Below are 18,482 nucleotides of genomic sequence, written 5' to 3' on the forward strand. Positions count from 1 at the left end.
GAAGGGCAGGCCGGGCCGGAGCTCCACTCGCGTCACGACACGACGACCGCCACCAGCGCCAGCGCGGCGTACACCGCGGCGGCCACGCCGAGGCCGAAGCGCAGCAAGGTGTGCTCCTCGGTCTCCGCGCGATCTCCGGCCACCGCCAGCACCAGCATGATCATCGGCAGCGAGGTGAACACGGCGTGCCCCGCCGCGCTGTTCTGCACGGCCGCGAACCACTCGCCGACTCCGCTCGCCGCGAGCCGCTCCTGCAGCGGCATCATCAGCGCGTTGCCACCGACGTTGGACCCGGTGATGAAACCGCTGAGCATGCCGAGAGCGGGCGCGGCCAGCACGGCGACCAGCGGCGGCGCCGCCTCGACCGCAGCGCCCAGCTCACCGATCATCCCGCTGCCCGCCATGAGCCGGCCGAGCACGACGAATCCGGCCAGCGCGAGCAGCGGCCTGCCGACGCGGGCGAAGGCAGCGCGGACCTCCGTTCCGCGCAACCGTCCCCGGTCCAGCAGCAACGCGGCGGCGAACAGCGGCAAGCCCGGCGAGGACAGCAGCGCGAAAGTGGTCTCGCCCGCGCGCAGCTCCAGCGGCGGAACCCCGAGCGCGATCGCCGCGCGGCTGACGGCGATACCGCCGAGCACCAGCCCGTAAGCCACCAGAACCGCACGTGGCGGCAACAACCTCCCGGCCCCGGCGCGGCCCGGCACCAGCGCGATCGCGGTGGTCAGCAGCCCGGCGACGACTCCGGCCGCCTCGACCACGCCCATCCAGTTGAGCGCGAGCAGACCGAGCGACAGCATCCCGCCCACGCCCGCCGCCACCGCAGCGGAGAGGACCCGGCGTCGCGGCCGGACCAGCAGTGTCGCCCACACGGCCACCAGCGGGAAGACCAGACTGCTGGTGATCGCCGTCGCGGTGCCGAGCGCGGCGGTGTCCATGCCCGCCAGCGCGGCGCCGATGACGGTGGCCAGGCCGAGCGTTCCCCACGGCATGATGTTCATGCCGAGCATGGCCTGCCGCAGCGCCGTCGCCGGTGGCGCGAGCGCCAGCAGGACGGGCACGGTGACCAGCAGCGACACCCCGAACCCGGTGAGCGATTCCACCGTGGGCGCGATGCCCGCGACGACCAGGGCGATCTTCGCCGGGCCGGGCAGCGGCAGCGCCCGCACCCACTCCTGCAGCGACCTGTGCACCTCCCGCCGGGTGAGGACCTGGCTGAGGTAGACGCCGGGCAGCATCACCGCGGCGGCGTTGAGCACCAGCAGCCCCGCGCCGCCTGCGTCCGCCGCCGGATCAGCGGGCAGCGCGAAGTCCGGCAGCCACCAGATCAGGGCCACCGCCAGCACCGCTCCGGCGAGCGCCGCCCAATGCGCGGGCCTGCGCAAACCGGTGATCATCACCAACACCAGGACCAGCGGGGAAACCGCAGCCGTCCACACCATTTCGCTCGCCTTCCGTCGTGCGCCGCGCAACAGCCTCGTGCCGCGGACGGTCGGCGGTCTTGAACGAAAGTCCCGCTACGGGCGGATCGCGCCGGGCGTGACGCCGAAGTAGCGCTTGCAGATCCGCGTCAGGTGGGCCTGATCGGCGAACCCGGCGGCGACGGCCACGTCCGCGGGCCGCTGCCCGGCGAGCAGCAGCCGCCGAGCGCGGTTGGCGCGCAACCGGAGCAGGTAGGCGTGCGGCGGCAACCCGTACGCGCGCCGGAAAGCGGCGATGAGCGTGGTCCGCGGCATGCCCGCAGCGGCGCTGAGCTCGGCCACCGTGACCGGATCGGCCCACCGGTCGTGCAGCAGCTGCCGCGCGAGATCGGCGCCCTGACGGCTTTCCGGCCTTCCCCCGGCGGACGCCGGGCCGGTGCGGGCGTGTCGGCGCAGCACCGCGCCCAAGCCTTCGAGCAGCAAGGATTCCGCGGTGAGCGGATCCTCGGCCTGTTCCTGCGCCTGGTGGACGCAGCGCATCCGGGAGAACAGCCGCGCGTCCCGCACAGCGGTTTCGGGGAACCACACGTCCGGGGTGCCGAGGTGCTCGCGGGCCAGCTCCTCGACCATCGCGGTGTCGAAGTAGAACATCCGGTAGCGCCAACCGGATTCGGCCGCGGCGAACCCGGTGTGCACCTGCCCGGGGTTGAGGATGACCAGCTGCCCGGCCGGGATCACGACCTTCCCGCCGACCACGTGCAGCCCCTCGGCGCCCTGCTCGATGACGCCGACGGAGAGCTGCTCGTGGCTGTGCCGGTCGAAGGCGAACCGCTCGAACCGCGCGGCGAACAGCTCGACCTGCGAGCTGGCCGCCGCGGTCCACAACCGCGCGTGCTCCTCGACCACCGGCATATAGTCCTCAGATCACCGTAGAAGGCGAGTGCTTGCTCAGGTAGCCCTTGAACGCCTTCCGGACCTCTGCTTGGAGATAGACCGCCTGCGGGGAGTTTGGTACGACATTTCGTTCAAACCCGCGCTTCCGCGCATCGAGATACCGCACGATGCTGGAAGAACCGGTATTGGAGACGAAGAGTTCATTCTGAGTACGGATATCAGCGCGTAAGCCTTCAAAATTGCGTGCCAGCCCTATTCCGAGGCTGGAGACGTAGTACTTGCACTCGATGACGAGCACGCACTGGCTCCCGCGAGGCGCGATCCGCTGCGTACGACTCAACTCAGCCTCCTCGACCGGTAGAACCAGCACGTCGCACTCGTGCAGAACACCCGACGTCCCCTGGACGTACACACCGAGATGAACCTCAAGCGGTGGAGCACCATCGAACTCGATCACGGCATGCGTGTAGGGGTGGCTATCAGCGTAAAGCTGCCCCGGGCCGGTCCTGAACACGAGTTCTCGGGCGTACGCCCCGTGAACGTCCTCGTAGTGGACCCTGGCTCCGTGCCTGCTCGCGGTATCGACGAGCAGTGAGAAGATGTATCCCTCGTAGACATCGGATGCTCGAGACATCGAGTCGTAGGAAACCGCGCCAGTCGCCAACAGGCGACTGATCTCGCCGATCAACCGATTGACCTCGCTCACCTGCGCACCTCACGTGACACCGCGGTGAAGAGCCCTCGCAGCAGCTCCCTATGATCGAGGGGAACTCGGTCACTGAGAGAAGCGGACCGCCCCGGACGAGACTGCGCGGTCTCATCAGGTTCGAACGAGACACCCCTAACAGCACTGCGCACAATCGTAGGTTCGTTCTCATCGACGTGGAGGTTCTTCAACGTCGCGACCTCGATCTCCGGCAGTTCCACCAGTACTCGCTGCAGCGCATCCAGGAGTAGCTGCACACGTTCCTCGTTCGTCATTTTCCGAGTGCTGATGACGAGAGTGCCGTTCTTGCTCGAAGCGCCGTACTCGATTGACCCGAATTCTGGACGATCCTCGACCGTGTACAACGCGGCCATCTCCGCCGGATCGGAATAGGAACGGTCGTCGCTGCGCTGACGCGGACGTCGGCGACGAAGGATCTTCTCCTCGGGTACGCCAGCCGCGATCGCGGCATCGACCTCGCCGAGGACCCACTCAAGGTTGGTTCCCGTCAACACGTCGCGAAGTGCTTGCTCAGCACTACGCAGCTCGTCGCTGTTCATGCTTCCCCAGACATTGCACGCAAGGCGGGCAGATCATCCTGGCAAGGCTACGGGATGCCAGTGAAAGCCAGAAGCCAGCGAGCGCGAGTGGGCTGCCGTGGTGTCAGTGCGGCGCGATCACCCACTAGATACTCCACGAGCGCCCGAAGACCCCTCTGACCTGCTTGAACCGGTTCGTCAGAAATTTTTCGGCGGATGTGTCGATTCCGGGGCACCTCGTTCGATGTCCTGACGAGAGCAAGCCGAGAACAACCCAGGAGCAACCAGATGCGCACCCTGATCACCACCGCGTTCGTCTCGCTCGACGGCGTCGTCGAGGCCCCCGGCGGAGAGGCCGGCTACCGCAACGCGGGCTGGACCTTCAACGGCATCGAGTTCGACCCGGCCGCCTTCGAGATCAAGGGGCGTGAGCAGGAGGAGGCCACCGCGCTGCTGCTGGGCCGCGTCAGCTACGAGGCGTTCTCCCCGGTGTGGCCGCAGATGACCGAGGAGTTCGCGGGCTACCTCGCGATGCCGAAGTACGTCGTGTCGACGACGCTCAAGGACGAGGACCTGGTGACCAACTGGGGCGAGACGCACATCCTGCGCTCGCTCGACGACGTGGCCGCCCCCAAGGAGACCGAAGGCGGCCCGATCATCATCAACGGCAGCGCGACGCTGAACCGCAACCTCTCCGACGCGGGCCTGATCGACCGCTACCACCTCCTGCTCTTCCCGGTCCTGCTCGGCGCGGGCAAGAAGCTCTTCAGCGATGCGGACAAGGACAAGCAGAACCTGAAGCTCGTCGAGAACGAGTCCTACTCCAACGGAATCCAGAAGCTCGTCTACGACGTCATCCGCTGACCGCCCGTCCCCGCGCACATCACCGTGCGCGGGGGGGCGATCAGTCGTGCACGTGGCTGGAAGAGGTGTCCGCGGGTGGCGCGGTGCGGCCGCCGTCGGCTCCGCTGATGATCACACCGATCAGGGCGGCGATCACGCCGACGATGGCGAGACGGCCGCTCAGGCGCACGACCCAGCCCGTCGGTGAGCCGGTGTGGGTGCGAGGGCCGCGCAGCTTCTCCGAGCGCCGGGCCGGCCGCAGCAGGCGCACCAGGAGCAGTGCGGCGATGGGGAGCTGGAGCAACCAGATCGTGGTGCGGAACCAGCCGTCGTACCAGACGTTCGTGCCGTAGAGGAGGGTGTGCCAGACGCTCAGGACGTACACGGCGATCACGAAGCGGTGCAGGACGCGCCAGGTCTTGGGGCCGATGCGGTGCCTGACGTAGAAGAGCAGGCCCAGCGGGATGGCCAGGTAGAGGGCCGCCTGCCCGATGGGGATGGCGATCTTGCCGGTGCCCGAGTCGTAGCCGCCGGGGACGAAGGTCTCCACGAAAGCCGTGGCGAGCGCGGAGAACCAGCCCGCGGTGTCGGCCCGGACCAGTTCGGCGGCGAACAGCAGCGCGTGGGCGGCGATGAGCGCGATGGTGTTGAGGCTGGTGGTGCGGTGCAGGCGTTCCAGTCGCTGGCCGGACAGCGGTAACCAGGAAGGGCGCGGGCCGGAGAGGAGAAGTCCGAGGACGACGGTGATCCAGGCCCACAGCAGGGCCGACCAGCCGAACGCCTGGCTGAGGAAGTACACCCAGAACTTCTCCGCGTCGGCCATGAAGGGCATGACGGACACCGTCGAGGAGGTCCCGGCGAGGATGCGGGCGTAGAGGAGCGCGAAGACCGCGCCGGTCACGGCCAGAGCGATCAGGCCGTCGGGTACGGAGGCGCGCAGGTCGGACCGCAGGGTGGGGCGCCGCTTCCCGGCGACGTGGTCCTCGGCCGGTTCGGAGGCGGGTTGCGCTGGTGATGACGTCATCGTGCAGCCTTTTCGGTCGCTTCGGCAGGTGAGCGGGTGCGTCGCCTTGCCGGAGCACGGCGCGCCAAGACGCACTGTTGGATGAGTCGGAGCTGAGCCGCGAAAGTTCCCGCCACCGCAAAGGTTCACGGGCCGCTGTCGGCGACGACGGGGCGCACGCGGGTGGCCGCGCTCCACGCCCGGTGCTGCGCCAGCTCCGCCGTCGCGGCCTCGGCCAGCACGATTCCGGTGCAGCCGCGCTGATCCCCCACCTGCGGGACCACGTCTCCCGGCGCCCTGGTCGGGTACCAGCGCACGTTGCCGGGAAAGGCGGCCAGCTCGTCGAGCCCGTGCCAGTCCTTGAGAACACCCGGCCGGTCGGCGTAGACGAGGACGAAGGCGTGCGCAGGACCGCTGTGGTCGAGCGGGGCGTCCATGAGGCGCGGCCTGCGGCCCAGCGCCTCCTCCACCATGGCGGTGTACACGTTCGTGCCGAGCGAGCGGCACATGACCTCTCCGACCAGGGCCCCGCCGATCCTGCGGTTGATCTCGACGAGTTCCGGCCCCTCGGTGGTGAGAACGAACTCCACGTGGGCGAACCCGCTGCGATGACCCGCCGCGTTCAGGACATCTCCGACCCACTGCTCGATGGCGTTCGACTCGGCCTGCGGCAGAGCGACCGGGAAAGCGGCGGCTTCCTCCCGCACCGCGGGCTGCCGGGACGTCTGCCGGCTGAGGACGCCGAGCAGCCGGGTGACACCGTCCCAGCTGAGCGTCTCCGCGCTGTAGAGCGGCCCGGCCAGGAACGCCTCCGCGAACAACTCCCCCATGAACTGCTGTTGTGCGGCTTCGTCGAGCGTGCGGCGCAGTGCTTCCTCGTCCTGGACGATCCAGACATTGCGCGAGGAGGTGCCCGAGGAGTCCTTGAGCACCGCCGGCAGACCGACCGCACGAACCACCTCGTCGGCGCTGCCCGGACTCGGGGCGACGCGCACGGCACCGCTCCGGCTCAGTCCTCGGCGGTGCAGGAGCTCACGCACCTGGTACTTGTCGCGCAGCAGCCGCACCGCGGCCGGATCCGGGCCGGGGAGCCCGAATTCGGCAGCGAGGTCGGCGGCCGGAACGCTCCAGGTGTCGGTGGTGTTGAGCAGGCCGACCAGGTCGGGCAGGGCGGCCAGCGCGCGGCGGGTCGCCGTCTCGTCGAAGGTGTCGACGTCGATGACCGTGAGCGCGTCGTCGGGCAGGGTGCCGAGTTCGTGCCGGTAGACCGACCGGTCCGCGGTGAGCAGGCACAGCTCGTGCCCGGCTTCCGCCGCCGCTGCGGCCATGCGGCCCAGGCCGAAGGACAGGGATTCCAGGGCTGCGATGGTCATGGCTGGTTCGCCTCTCCCTTGTCCACCTCTCCCTTGTCCGCCTCTCCGCGTTTTTCAGTGGTGGTTGCGTCCGGAGTCAATCTCACGTTTGGCGGTTTCTTGTGGCTGGGTTGCATCACGGTCCCCTGAGGTGCGGTTGAGTAGGACTCCGGTTGGCACGAGGGATGTCATGGCGTCACCTCCACGGGTTCGACGCTGCCGCGCATCGGCCGGGCCGTGCTGCCGCGGGATCGGGACGCCGTCCCCACTCCATCACCGACCAGGGCGGACGCAGCTCGCCGAGGGTTCGGATGGGCCGGGGCCGGAGGGTGCGCATGTCCTGCGCCTCGGTGTGCCGCGCGAAAACTCGCTCGGCGTAGCGGTGACCGGTGTCCGCACCCAGGACGAGGTGCAGGCGCTCGGGATCGCGCTGCGCCTCCCAGGAGGAGACCAGGTGCGCGGCCCCGGTCGACAGTCCCGCGAAGGTCGCGTGCTCCTGCAGGAGGCCGATCGCGCCGGCCATGGCGTGCCGGAAGTCCAGCCAGTGCACGGTGTCGTACAGCTCGTGCCGCACGTTCTCGAAGGGGATGGAGCTCCCGATGCCCGCGATGATCGCCTCGGGATCGCTGAAGTGCTCGCTGCCGAAGGTGACGCTGCCGAACGGCTGGATCCCCACCAGCCGCACCGTCCGCCCTGTCTCCCGCAGCGCCTGCACCAGCCCGCCGGTGGACGCCCCCGTACCGACCGCGCCGACGACGGTCAGGGGCACGTCGGGCAGTGCGCCGGTGACGAGGTCGGCGAATTCCCGGTACCCGGCGTGGTGGATGGCGTCGTGGTACTGCCGCATCCAGTGGAAGTCGGGGCGGTCGGCCAGCAGCTCGCGGACACGACGCACGCGACGTTCCTGGTCGAGCTGGAGGTTCTGGGACGGAGGCATCTGGTCGACCGTCGCGCCCAGGACCTCCAGCTGCGCGCGCATGACGGAGTCGACGGTCGTGGAAGCCACGATGTGGCAGCGCAAGCCGTAGCGGTGGCAGGCCAGGGCGAGCGCCAGGGCGTAGATGCCGCTGGAGCTGTCGATGACGGTCTGCCCCGGGACGATGCGCCCGCGGTGCAGCAGCGCGCGAACGGCGCCCAGAGCCGCGTAGACCTTCATCGTCTCGAAGCGGGCGAGCACGACGTTGCCGCTCAGCCGGATCAGATCCGGTGTCTTCAACGCGTCGGTGATGTGCTCGTGGACGGGTGCGGCGGTGGTGGTGGACGGGGGAACTTGGTTCTCGTGGTGCGGTGACATCGCGTACCGGTCCTCCAGGGCTGCGAGCGCCAGGCAGTTGGCCACGAGAGGGCGGCGGCGTGCGCGCAAGGCTGCCGTCCTCGCCGAGGTGGGGGCGGACCGCGTGCGGACCTGGCGGTTCGCGTCACTTCTTGCGTCCCCGGACGATCAACCGCCGGGAGTGGTTGTCGTACGCGGAACCGTCGAAGCCGCCGAAGATCTCCACGTCCGCGAAGCCGGCGGCCACGAACAGGTCGTGCAGTTCAGCGGCGCTGTAGAGGTAGGACGTCAGGGACGCCGTGCGCGCCGACGTGCCGCGCACCAGCGTCCAGTCGGTCCGAAGCCTGCGCCAGCTGTCGAAGACGACGTCCCGCTGGACCACGTACGAGCCGTCCGGCAGGTCGACCACCTGGGGCCGACCGATCCAGCTGGCCAGGACCTCCTTGCCCATGACGTCCACGAGGAGCTGCCCGTCGGGGGCGAGGCTCTCCCACGCGTTGCGCAGGACCTGGAGGTTGTCGTCCGGGTCGTCGAAGTACCCGAAGGACGTGAACACGTTCAGGACGACGTCGAACGCCTCGGGAGCCGTGTACGTGAGCATGTCCGCTCGCACCAGCCGCACATCGGCACCGGCCTTCTCGCAGGCGCTCCTCGCGCGCTCCAGCATCGGCCCGCTGAGATCGACGCCCGTGACCTCGAACCCCCGGGCGGCCAGCGGCGCCAGGAACAGACCCGGGCCACAGCACAGGTCGAGAACCCTTGCCCCGCTGGGAAAGTCGAGGAGCGGTGAGGTGGCCACCAGCTCGGCAGCGGACTCCGCGCGCGCCGCCGAGAACATGGTCGGCGCGAAGTCGGACCACAGCGAGTCGTCCTCGTACCACTTCAAGGCGCTAGGCCTCCCTCTCGGCAGCTCCAACCGCTCCCGTCATGTCAGTAGTCGGCCGCTTCCGACGGCTGGTTCCCGGAAGTTCACGACAGGCGGCATCACCCCGGAAAACCGGTTGAGCGGTGCCGCCGTGCGCGCCTACTCTCCGGTGGACCGAGCCGTCGAGCCGAAGGCGTGCCGTTGTACAGCAAGTGAGACCTCCCGAGCGCTGATTCATCGCGCGACGCGCATCCGCGTCGCGCTGATGTCTGCTGCGGAACTTCTCACTTGAAACAGGTGTACATCTGTGCTGAACAACTGGGTGGTCACGCCCACCTGCCTGCCGCTAGTCCGCCGTCGTTGCCACTCGTGCGCCTCCGAGCGCTTCCGGGCGAACGGAAAATTCCGCGTCAACGCCAACCACAAGCTCATCGACGTCTGGCTCCTCGTGCTCTGCACCGACTGCGGGGAAACGGCGAAGCTCACGATCATGGAGCGGGTGCACGTCCGCACCGTGCGAGCCGAGCTGCTGGACCGGCTGCACCACAACGATCCCGGTCTGGCCGCCGAACTGCTCCAAGACCCGGTCGTGCAGCGCCGCAACCGCATCGCCCTGGACTGGGACGGTGCCTGGCGCCTGGACACGGGTGAAACGGAACAGCCCGCGGACGACGAGGCGATCGACGTCGCCGTCCGCTTCGACGCCCGGATCCCGGTCCGGCCGGTGCGGCTGATCGCCGAGGGCTTCGGCCTCTCTCGAGCCGAGGCCGAAAGGCTGCTCGACGAAGGAAGAATCGTCTCGGCAGTCCGGCTGAGCGGCAAGCTCTCCGGCGACTTCACCTTCACGCTCAAGCGCTGAGCAACGGGCCTGCCCGGCAAACCACCGGGCAGGCCCTAGTCGCTGCCGATCTCCTTGCGGAGCGACGCGGTGAACGACTGCAGGGCCCGGATGGCCGCGTCCTCGTCCTCGGCCCGCCAGCACGCCTTGACGTAGGCGTTGGCGTTATAGCCCACAACGCCCGCCACGTCGCCCACCTGCTGCCCGGCACCCACTGGGCAACGGCGCAGTACTGCGACTGACAACTCCGGGCCTGCAACGGAAGCACTTCCCGTTGCAGGCCCGGCTTCCGAGTACGACTAGGAGGTGCGGAGCTTGCAGGCGTCCACGGCCCACTGCTGAGGGCCGTAGTTGTCGCGGAAGATCCGGTAGCAGTCGGTGAGGTTGGCCTCGTGGCAGGCGAAGGCCGCGAGGTGCTCGTTGCCGCCGTTCGCGACGGCGTAGTCGACGCAGTCATCGATGCTGGCCAGGACGACGGGCACGGCCGCCGGCGAGGTGGCCTGAGCGGCGGGCGCGAACCCCAACGCGGCGGCCAGCACACCCACTGCCGCCGCGGACCGGGCGAGACGAAGAATCATGATCAGCGATCTCCCTCCTGGAACCTGCTTGCAGGAGCGAGAAAACCGCCAGAGCACCAACACAGCCAGCCGGTGACCACCACTGATCGAGATGTTCACCGGAGCGGCGGTCACCCCGGCACGCACCGTGATCAGCTCGAACGACGCAGCTTCTCGATCAGCACAGCCGCGAGTATCACGGCCACCCCACAGAACATCCCTCCGGATACCAGCACCGCACGGGGGTAGACGACCCTCGGCCCGGCCGGGACGGCGTTGCGCATCCGCTCTTCCGTCCAGTACCCGTCCTCCATGGGAGGAAGCGTGGTGGAGACGAAGGGCGACTCCGCCAGGTCCTCGCCAGCAGGCCTGATCCGACGTGATCGAGCCAAAACCGCCTCCTGAATCGCTTCCCCGATGGCCGCGAACGATCATCCCGCACGTTGGGCCGCAGTTCAGTTGGGTCGGCTGATGGCCATCTTCGCGGCGAAGAAACCCAGCAGGGTGCCAGATGCGAGACGCTGCGCCTGGAGCACGCGCGGGTGGCGGGCCAGGTACCCGGCGAGCGCAGCCGCGGCGAGCACGATGAGCCCGTTGACGCCCACACCGATCACGATCTGCGCGGCCCCGAGCTGGATGAACTGCCACCACGTCGCACCCAGCGCGGGATCGATGAACTGAGGGATCAGCGCCGCGTACAGCAGTGCGATCTTGGGGTTCAGGAGATTCGTCAGGAAACCCATGCCGAACAACCGCGCAGCGGAGTGCGGGGCCAGCTCACGCGGCTCGAACGGCGACCGCCCACCGGGCCGCAGGATCTGCCAAGCCATCCACCCGAGATACGCGGCACCGAGCAGTTTGACCACGTGGTAGGCCTCGGGCACGGCAGCGAAGAGCGCGGACAGCCCAGCGGCGGCGGCGAGGAGGTACACGACGAACCCGAGAGCAACCCCGGCGAGCGAAACGAGCCCGGCCCGCCGCCCCTGCGAGATGGCCCGCGAAGCCAGGTAGACCATGTTGGGCCCAGGAGTCAGCACCATCCCCAACTCCAACACCACAACACCGACCAACGAAGCAAGCGGCACAAGTTCCACCGAGCGAACGTATCCGCCGACACTCGCCCGTTCTAGGAAATTCTGCGAGGAGACGTGGTGATCAAAGCCACCGACCAGGATCAAATCGTGCTGATGTCGATCTCGACTGAAAACGGCGCCACAGCCTTGACCACGCCGGTGAAGACGTCACCATCGCGGTAGACGCGACTGGCCGGATCGAGGAGGTAGGTGTAGACGAGCGGGACGCCTGGAACGCTCTGCTCCACCCGCCAGTAGAAGGGGATGCCGGCCTTGGCGTACTGAGCGACTTTCACGATCCGGTCGGTGGTCTCCGAACCGGGAGAGACGATCTCGACCACCAGCAGCACGTGATCGGGACGAGTCGGCGTGATGTCGATGGTGTCCGCTCGGTACACGACCACATCCGGGCGACGGTTGGTCAGCGGTACGTCCTGCAAGCGGACGTCGAAGTCCGTGTCGGCGTTCCACTCCGGCCCAGCGGCAGCATCCAGGGCGTTCGCCAGAATCCGCGCCAGACGATTGTGTCGCTTGGAAGCGCTGCGGCAGACAGTGATGAGGCCGTCCACAACCTCAACACCCGCGCACTGCGCTGCCGACCAGGAGTCGTACTCCTCCGCAGTGACTGGCGCATGCATTAGGCCGACGCAATCACCTCGGCGGTCATGGCGAACCCCCTTGACATGCTCAACGGACGGCCAACGCTCAGCCCAGCGTACTGCGCATCAAGCAAACTCATCAGTCTCGATCAGCGGGCAAACCGCTACGCACCACGGCGCCGACTCTGACCGGACCACCCACGGACGATCGAACAAGGAGCGAAAACGACTCTGCGGCGGGAGCTGAGATCAGCGATCTGAGCTCCCGCCGCAGGTCAGCGGGTTGACCGCTGCGGAGCCGCCTGAGGGAATCGAACCCTCGACCTACGCATTACGAGTGTCATTCCGGCCTCATAGCGCTTCGAAGCGTCGCGTAGCTGGGCGGTTCCGCCGCAGGTCAACATAGCTATCTAGCCCGATCGGCAGATAGCATCGTATAGCGCGGCGTGGGGCAATCTGCCCCACGCCGCAGACCACTGTGGACGATAAGATCCCGCCGCGGACCGTCGATGACACCGCACGAAGCTCACGACTCTCTGTGATCGCCAACTGCAACCGCTTCGCTGCCCTCGCTGTCGCCGTCAGTCGCCGCAGATTCTGCTTCCTCGGCAGGGACGACGTAGCCCCACACGCCTTCCTCGCCTTCGATGCGCCCGCCCTCGTCGGATTCGGGCGATTGCGTGGTCCAGCCAACAGGTCATACGTTTCGATCTCTGTATTTATCCCAACAACGCGCCCTGCGCAGCGGAAATGATCCCGCGAAACGAGCCTTCGCAAACGAGACAACGCCCCCAAAGCACGCGTCGCCAAACCTGGCCTCACCTTCAAATTCGGCTTCGGAGAAGCCGGTTAGAAGCCCAAATCGAACGCCCCCAAAGTCGGCGACAGCCTGAAAGTTTGCTCCACCCCAAAGAGACACAGAAAAGGTTGAACCTGCGAATGGAGCGTTCCCCTCAAAACATGCTCCACTGAAGTCGACGGGGCCATCAAAATGCGCCCCGACAAACCACGAATCATCAAGGGTCGCGCAGTTAAATACGGCCGAACCCATGAAAAGCGCGCGTCCGAAGTCGCCTTGTTTGACGCGGCACCCTGACAGATCGAAATCCACAAGCGTAGCGCCCGCAAGGTTGAGGCTTATATCTTTCAAAAAATCCCCGCTCGTACGCCCACCTGCACCCTCGTCAGTAGCAGACCGCAAGCGCTCCGCAAGCATACGCTGGACGGTCAGCCGAACTTGAAGTTCTTCGTGCAATTCTATTAGATCATTTCCCGATACTCTCGCGCCAACTTTGATCCCAGCAAGAAATTCATCCGGACATGCAAAAGGCATCCGCAGATACGCACAGAGGATATCGACTATGTCCTGCTGGTACTTCGGGTAACTATTGGCAAGGCGCTTCAGGAGTGTTAATGCGCCGAGCCGAACAGAGGCCTTTTCACTACCCAGTTGCTCGTTGGCTTGAGCTTGTAGCTCGGTAATCCGCCGCTCCTCCGCATCGTACCGAGTATCTTCATTGGCCTTCCGCGCAATCTCGTTCGCTTCCTCGGTCGATCGCTGCCTCCGTGCATGCAACAACAACGCGGCAGCCCCGCCGGCCCCCACTCCCAACGTTCCCGCAGTGCGGATAATGTCGAGGGCTTCCTTGGAACCGGGCGGCGGGTAGATCCAGAACAGCAGGACGCCGGAGCCGATGGTGACGGTCAGGATGATCGCGGCGGCGATCCAGATGGTGGGCCAGCCCAGGACTTTGCGGGGGCCGTCGGGTGCACCTTGCGCCATGGTCATCGATGATCGCAGCCGGGCCCGCCCAAGTGGACGTTTTCGATCAGATGCACTGAAAGAGGGTCCTTCGCCGAAGGCGAAGATCCCTCACCGGTTCTGAGAAACGGTTAAGAATCCACCAGCCGAGGCTGGGTGTCGCCCCGTGAACCGCTCATCACGTGGTACGTGGCACCCCAGTAACATCAGCCACGGCCTGGAGCGAGGTTCACGATCACGGTGTGCGTTATTCGAGCGTCAGGGGCCTCTGCTTCAGGTCTATCGATCATCTCCAGCACCCGTCCAGGCAATCGGGACCTGGTCGGCCTCGCTGCGATTCTTGCCAATTCTCGAAGGCGACGGTCTTCCAGAAGGTCGGCAGATCGGGTCGAATCGAGCGTTGCACCGGTGACGAACTTCGAAAGCGACTGGTCCAGGCCTCCAGGACGTTCTCCCCACTGCAACCGATCCTCCGGAAGATCGGCGACTTGTCCCAATCCCTTCCAATGGAGTTCGCGCACGCGATCGTGCACCAGCTCAAGCAGCGATCCATCCGTGTCGTCGCCGCACACGATCTCGTTCCACGGAATGCTGTGCTTGCGGGTGTAGACGTGCGGCCTGGCTTCGTCGGCAAGTGCTCTCCGGACGGTCAAACCAGACACGATGCTGCAACCCCGCAACCGCGGAGTGTCAGGGCTGTGCGCGCAACCGGCAGAGGGCATTTGCGGAAGCCGCTTATCGTGATTGTAGAGCACGTACATCGGGAGGCAGCCCGCAGCCACCGCATCCTCGATCAACAAGTCGTTCTGCAGCCTTCCACCGACCTTGTGGCGCAACGGGTAGGAGTTGTCCCTGCTCGCGCGCTTGGCCTGAACACGCAACCCGAAGCCGCGGCCCCCAACGTGAAACCACCACTCCCAGTCAGCGCCAGCATGTGACTCTTCGCGAGGCGAGAAGCGCCGGACGGAAACGCGGTCGCGATGCGACAGGTAGATGCCCTGCAGGTTGACCTCGCTGACCGTGTCCTCCCGCAACGGGATCCCTGAGCGCCAACCAAGAACCAGCCGACCGAATGTCCACTCGGCACATTCCCTGAACGTGCGACAGAACGATGCGGATCGGGAGCTGTTCCGGCCGCCGACCTCAGCACCGCAGGACGGGCAGAACGAGAAGTCGTCTTCGATCGCGCGTCCGCAGGAGCAGGACATCACGGATCTCCTCCCTGCCACGGACGTACCCGGCCGACACCTGGGTACACCCGAACGGCCCAAACAGCAGAAGGTTCACGAACAACCATGGAAGAAAAAACCGCAGGTCACGAGCGTGACCTGCGGTTTTCCGAGCGAGCCGCCTGAGGGAATCGAACCCTCGACCTACGCATTACGAGTGCGTCGCTCTGGCCGACTGAGCTAAGGCGGCATTGCGCGGTCAAGTGTAGCGGGCCGCCTCAGGCGCGTGCGCGCGACCCCCGGGCTCGTCCAACTCAGGCGTCACTCGGGCGTCGGGGCATCGTTGAGGTCACAGTGATGCCCGTCACTCGCGCTTGGAGGGGGTCGGATGCGCGCTGTTCGCCGGTTCGGCGTGTGCACCGCCGTGTCGTTGGTCGTAGCTGGGCTTTCGGTGCCCGCCGCCTTCGCTCAGAGCACTCTTCCGACCACTCCCATCCCGTCGCCGGTCGATCCCGGGCAGCCTCCTGCTTCCGTGCCGACTCCGGCTCCTGGGCCGATCGTGGCCGATGCCGGGACCTTGATCGGGGTGGTGCGGATCCTGCCGAACACCGTGCCGAGCGGTTCCGTCGTCGGCGATCCCGATTTCGAGGAGCAGCTGCCGAAGCAGGCCGTCGCCGAGGCCGGGATGGGGCGGGCCGTCGCGCAGGCCAACTCCACCGCTTTCTTCGCCCACGAGCGGGCCGTCGCCGAGGCCTCGCCGTTCGGGGTCGCAGTGTTCGGGAAGTCTCCTCAGCTGCCCGTCGGGTTGGCGCAGGCCGCGCTGCCGGACCGGCCCGAGCCGATCAGTACGAGCATGCAGCCGCCCAGCTCGCCCGCCGACCAGCTGGTCAAGCTCAGCGGGCTGAACGGCAGCGTGCACGCGCGCTGGGACAAGCAGGCCGGGCCGTGCGTGTCGCCGATCGCCGATGCCCGGTACTCGATGGGCAGCGCGTCGGCCGTGAACGCGCTGCCGGAGGGGCTCTCGCTGGGCGGGCTGCTCGGCGGCGGGAAGCCCACCGAGAGCGGCACCGGTTCGCTGCTGCACGTGCCGGACACCGCGCAGGCGCACTCCGGCGTCGAGCTCGTCGACGTGCCCGGGCAGGTCGGCAAGGCCGTCCAGGCCACCTCCGACCTGCAGCTGGCCGGCGTGCGGCTCTTCGCCGGGACTCCGCAGGAGATCCGGGTCGACGTGGTCGGCACGCCGCGGCTGACCGCGACCGCCACCGGCGACCCGGATACCTCCACTGTGGACTACGCGGCGCCGGTGCTGCGGGTTTCGCGAGGCGGCGAAGAGCTCGGCGTGCTCGACGCCGCGAACCCCGGGCTGGACGTTTCGGTGCCCGGGCTCGACAAGCGCGTGCTCGACGCCGGAGTGCTGCGGCTGAGCGTCGGCGAGCTGAAGCAGGACGTCGTGGGCACCGAAGTGCGGGCCGCCGCGCGGCTTTTCGACGTCCAAGTTCTGCGCGGCCACGCGGTCGGCCTGCCGACCTCGCTAGTGCAGGCCTCTTTCGGCGAGCAGATCGTCCGCGCCGGTGCTCCCGACGGTGGCGTGGACTGCACGACCGCGCCAGCACCGGCGGCCGCCGCACCGGCCGCGACCCACCCGCAAGCGGTCCAGCCCCTGGCCCTCACCAGCAGCGGTTACTACGCGGTCCCGCTGTTCTGGACCGGCGCAGGCCTGCTGCTCCTCGGCTCGATCATCGTCGCCGCACTCCCCCGCCGCCGCGCCTGAGGCTTCGTGGATCACTGCGGCGTATGTTCATCAGCATGACTGCTGTTTCGCTGGACGACGCCTTGGCCCAGGTCCTCCCCGGAGCCGTCACGCGGCTGTTCACCCCGGAGGATCTGGCCGAGCTGGTCGTGCTGCAGCGGTGCTGCTGGGTTTCCGAGGCCGTCTTGAACAACACCCTGGACGTGCCCGCCCTGCACGAAACCCACGACGAGGTCCTGGCCTGGGCGCAGTCGTGGACGACCCTCGTCGTGCGCCGGGACGGACGTCTGGTCGCCGCCGTGCGCGGACGGTTGGACGGCGAGCAGGACTGGGAGATCGGTCGCCTCATGGTCGCCCCGGACCTGGCCGGGAATGGCATCGGCTCCGCGCTGCTGGCCCTGATCGAAGCGCAGGCCCCGGCATCGGTGCGGCGGTTCTCGCTGTTCACGGGAGCCGCGAGTCAGCGCAACATCCGCACCTACCAGCGGGCCGGGTACCAGCTGACCGAGACAGCGCAGGTGCCCGGGCACATCGCCGGTGCCGTGTTCATGACCAAGCCGGCGGTCAGCTGAAGTCCACTGTGGACGTCAGCCGGTGAAGAGGGTGGCGAGCATCGCCTCCACCGCGATGATCGGTTTCACGTTCTGGGTCAAGGCCACTCGGCATTCCAGGACCGCGTCCAGGCGGCGGAGGGCCGACTCCGAGGTCCACTCCTGCGCCGCTTTGACCACCGAGCGCTCGAAGTCCGGGTGGTTCAGCGGGGCGGAGGAACCGGCGCGGGTCACCAGGACGTCGCGGTAGAAGCCCGCCAGGTCCACCAGGGCAAGGTCGAGGGCGTCGCGCTGGGAGCGGGTGGTGCGGGACTTCTGGCGCTTCTCCAGCTCTTTAAGCGCCGCGTTGGCGCCTCGGGTGGCCGCGGCCGTGCCCTTGCCGGTGCCGCCCGCGCCCATCGCCGTCTTCAGCTCTTCCTTCTCCGCCTCGTTGCGGTCCTCGTTGGCCGTGGTCGCCTCGGTCTCGGCCAGCTTCACCAAGCCGGTCGCCGCCGTGAAGACGTCCGAGAACCTGCGCAGGCCCAGCGGGATGCGCAGCACCGACTCGCGCCGCTCGCGCGCTTCCTCGTCGGTCGCCAGCCGCCGCGCGCGGCCGATGTGCCCGCCGCACACCGAAGCCGCCCACTGCGCCAGCTCGGCGTCAACGCCGTCGCGCTCGTGCAGCACCTCGGCGATGGCGCTGGACAGCGGCGTACGCAGCTGCACCACCCGGCACCGGGAGCGGATCGTCACCGACACGTCTTCCGGGTGGTCCGATGGCGCGCACAGCAGGAACACCGTGCGCGGGGGCGGCTCTTCGACCGCCTTGAGCAGCGCGTTCGCCGCGCCCTCGGTGAGGCGGTCAGAGTCCTCGATGAGCACTACGCGCCAGTGACCGGTGGTCGGCCGGCGCGCCGCCGCCTGGACCAAAGAGCGCATTTCCGCGACGGAGATCGACAGGCCCTCCGGCGCGACGAGGCGCACGTCGGCGTGGGTGCCGTGCATGACCGTCCGGCACGCCGTGCAGCTTCCGCAGCCCACGAGATCAGGGTCAGTGCACTCCAGCGCAGCGGCGAAGGCGCGGGCCGCGACCGAGCGCCCCGAACCGGGCGGGCCGGTGAACAGCCAGGCGTGCGTCATGGCACCTGGCGGGACCGGTTCGCCACGGACCTGGCGGCGGGCCGCGCTCACCGCGGCGTAAAGCGTCTGCACGGCGTCGGGCTGGCCGACGACCTCCGCCCACACCCCGGTGTTCAGCTGCTCCGGAGCGTCGGTCCGCATCGCGTCGCCTCCCGTGTCTGGTGCGTGCTC

18 protein-coding genes and 1 tRNA gene are annotated in these 18,482 nt (G+C 67.9%); 4 read left to right on the top strand and 15 right to left on the bottom strand.

The window, feature by feature from the left end; translation table 11 throughout:
* Positions 1–32: 32 nt before the first annotated feature.
* The 4 genes from ATL45_RS11065 to ATL45_RS11080 form a co-directional block, all read right to left on the bottom strand.
* Positions 33–1,439: an L-lactate permease gene (locus ATL45_RS11065; RefSeq protein ID WP_093156412.1), complete on the bottom strand. Its 1,407-nt coding sequence runs from the start codon at positions 1,437–1,439 to the stop codon at positions 33–35.
* A 75-nt stretch (positions 1,440–1,514) separates the two neighbouring features.
* Positions 1,515–2,324: an AraC family transcriptional regulator gene (locus ATL45_RS11070; RefSeq protein WP_170210214.1), complete on the bottom strand. Its 810-nt coding sequence runs from the start codon at positions 2,322–2,324 to the stop codon at positions 1,515–1,517.
* A 13-nt stretch (positions 2,325–2,337) separates the two neighbouring features.
* Positions 2,338–3,018: a hypothetical protein gene (locus ATL45_RS11075; RefSeq protein WP_093156409.1), complete on the bottom strand. Its 681-nt coding sequence runs from the start codon at positions 3,016–3,018 to the stop codon at positions 2,338–2,340.
* Entirely contained in the window at positions 3,015–3,578 is a 564-nt protein-coding gene (locus ATL45_RS11080) for a hypothetical protein (RefSeq protein WP_093156407.1), read from the bottom strand. Before ATL45_RS11080 ends, ATL45_RS11075 begins: the two co-directional genes overlap by 4 nt.
* A 267-nt stretch (positions 3,579–3,845) precedes the next feature.
* Here ATL45_RS11080 and ATL45_RS11085 point away from each other — a divergent pair, with 267 nt between their 5' ends.
* Positions 3,846–4,421 carry a dihydrofolate reductase family protein gene (locus tag ATL45_RS11085; RefSeq protein ID WP_093156406.1) on the top strand — a complete coding sequence of 192 codons (576 nt, stop codon included), beginning with the start codon at positions 3,846–3,848 and terminating at the stop codon, positions 4,419–4,421.
* 40 nt (positions 4,422–4,461) lie between these two features.
* Here the strand turns inward: ATL45_RS11085 and ATL45_RS11090 are convergent, their stop codons facing one another.
* From ATL45_RS11090 to ATL45_RS11105, 4 genes are all read right to left on the bottom strand, one after another.
* A complete protein-coding gene (locus tag ATL45_RS11090; protein WP_093156404.1) occupies positions 4,462–5,424 on the bottom strand; it encodes a ferric reductase-like transmembrane domain-containing protein in 963 nt (320 codons plus the stop codon).
* A 125-nt stretch (positions 5,425–5,549) separates the two neighbouring features.
* Complete coding sequence (locus ATL45_RS11095; protein ID WP_093156403.1) at positions 5,550–6,776, bottom strand: ATP-grasp domain-containing protein; 1,227 nt, start codon at positions 6,774–6,776, stop codon at positions 5,550–5,552.
* A gap of 175 nt (positions 6,777–6,951) precedes the next feature.
* Positions 6,952–8,049, bottom strand: a complete 1,098-nt coding sequence (locus tag ATL45_RS11100; protein WP_093156596.1) for a pyridoxal-phosphate dependent enzyme — start codon at positions 8,047–8,049, stop codon at positions 6,952–6,954.
* Positions 8,050–8,173: 124 nt separating this feature from the next.
* Positions 8,174–8,914: a class I SAM-dependent methyltransferase gene (locus ATL45_RS11105; protein WP_093156401.1), complete on the bottom strand. Its 741-nt coding sequence runs from the start codon at positions 8,912–8,914 to the stop codon at positions 8,174–8,176.
* 286 nt (positions 8,915–9,200) lie between these two features.
* On the opposite strand from ATL45_RS11105, the gene ATL45_RS11110 reads away from it, so the two are divergent.
* Positions 9,201–9,752, top strand: coding sequence for a DUF1062 domain-containing protein (locus tag ATL45_RS11110; protein ID WP_093156400.1), 552 nt, complete (start codon positions 9,201–9,203; stop codon positions 9,750–9,752).
* A 278-nt stretch (positions 9,753–10,030) separates the two neighbouring features.
* Here ATL45_RS11110 and ATL45_RS11115 read toward each other — a convergent pair whose 3' ends face one another.
* From ATL45_RS11115 to ATL45_RS11135, 6 genes are all read right to left on the bottom strand, one after another.
* Positions 10,031–10,309 (bottom strand): hypothetical protein, encoded by a 279-nt coding sequence (locus tag ATL45_RS11115; RefSeq protein ID WP_143121713.1) that lies wholly within the window; start codon positions 10,307–10,309, stop codon positions 10,031–10,033.
* A 434-nt stretch (positions 10,310–10,743) separates the two neighbouring features.
* Positions 10,744–11,466 (bottom strand): LysE family translocator, encoded by a 723-nt coding sequence (locus tag ATL45_RS11120; RefSeq protein ID WP_246025275.1) that lies wholly within the window; start codon positions 11,464–11,466, stop codon positions 10,744–10,746.
* Positions 11,463–11,930: a Uma2 family endonuclease gene (locus tag ATL45_RS11125; protein WP_246025276.1), complete on the bottom strand. Its 468-nt coding sequence runs from the start codon at positions 11,928–11,930 to the stop codon at positions 11,463–11,465. The genes ATL45_RS11120 and ATL45_RS11125 overlap by 4 nt, the downstream gene beginning before the upstream one ends.
* Positions 11,931–12,657: 727 nt before the next feature.
* Positions 12,658–13,743 carry a pentapeptide repeat-containing protein gene (locus ATL45_RS11130; RefSeq protein ID WP_170210215.1) on the bottom strand — a complete coding sequence of 362 codons (1,086 nt, stop codon included), beginning with the start codon at positions 13,741–13,743 and terminating at the stop codon, positions 12,658–12,660.
* A gap of 185 nt (positions 13,744–13,928) precedes the next feature.
* On the bottom strand, positions 13,929–14,930 hold the full coding sequence (locus tag ATL45_RS38375) for a DUF6615 family protein (protein WP_500691062.1): 1,002 nt from the start codon (positions 14,928–14,930) through the stop codon (positions 13,929–13,931).
* A gap of 137 nt (positions 14,931–15,067) precedes the next feature.
* Positions 15,068–15,141: transfer RNA gene (locus ATL45_RS11135), tRNA-Thr, on the bottom strand.
* Positions 15,142–15,423: 282 nt separating this feature from the next.
* On the opposite strand from ATL45_RS11135, the gene ATL45_RS11140 reads away from it, so the two are divergent.
* A complete protein-coding gene (locus ATL45_RS11140; protein ID WP_246025277.1) occupies positions 15,424–16,662 on the top strand; it encodes a hypothetical protein in 1,239 nt (412 codons plus the stop codon).
* Positions 16,663–16,697: 35 nt separating this feature from the next.
* A complete protein-coding gene (locus ATL45_RS11145) occupies positions 16,698–17,213 on the top strand; it encodes a GNAT family N-acetyltransferase (protein ID WP_093156595.1) in 516 nt (171 codons plus the stop codon).
* 15 nt (positions 17,214–17,228) lie between these two features.
* Here ATL45_RS11145 and ATL45_RS11150 read toward each other — a convergent pair whose 3' ends face one another.
* Positions 17,229–18,452, bottom strand: a complete 1,224-nt coding sequence (locus tag ATL45_RS11150; RefSeq protein ID WP_093156392.1) for a DNA polymerase III subunit delta' — start codon at positions 18,450–18,452, stop codon at positions 17,229–17,231.
* Between the last annotated feature and the right edge of the window lie 30 nt (positions 18,453–18,482).

Origin of the sequence: Saccharopolyspora antimicrobica, assembly GCF_003635025.1 — a bacterium.
GTDB classification, from domain to species: Bacteria; Actinomycetota; Actinomycetes; order Mycobacteriales; family Pseudonocardiaceae; genus Saccharopolyspora; species Saccharopolyspora antimicrobica.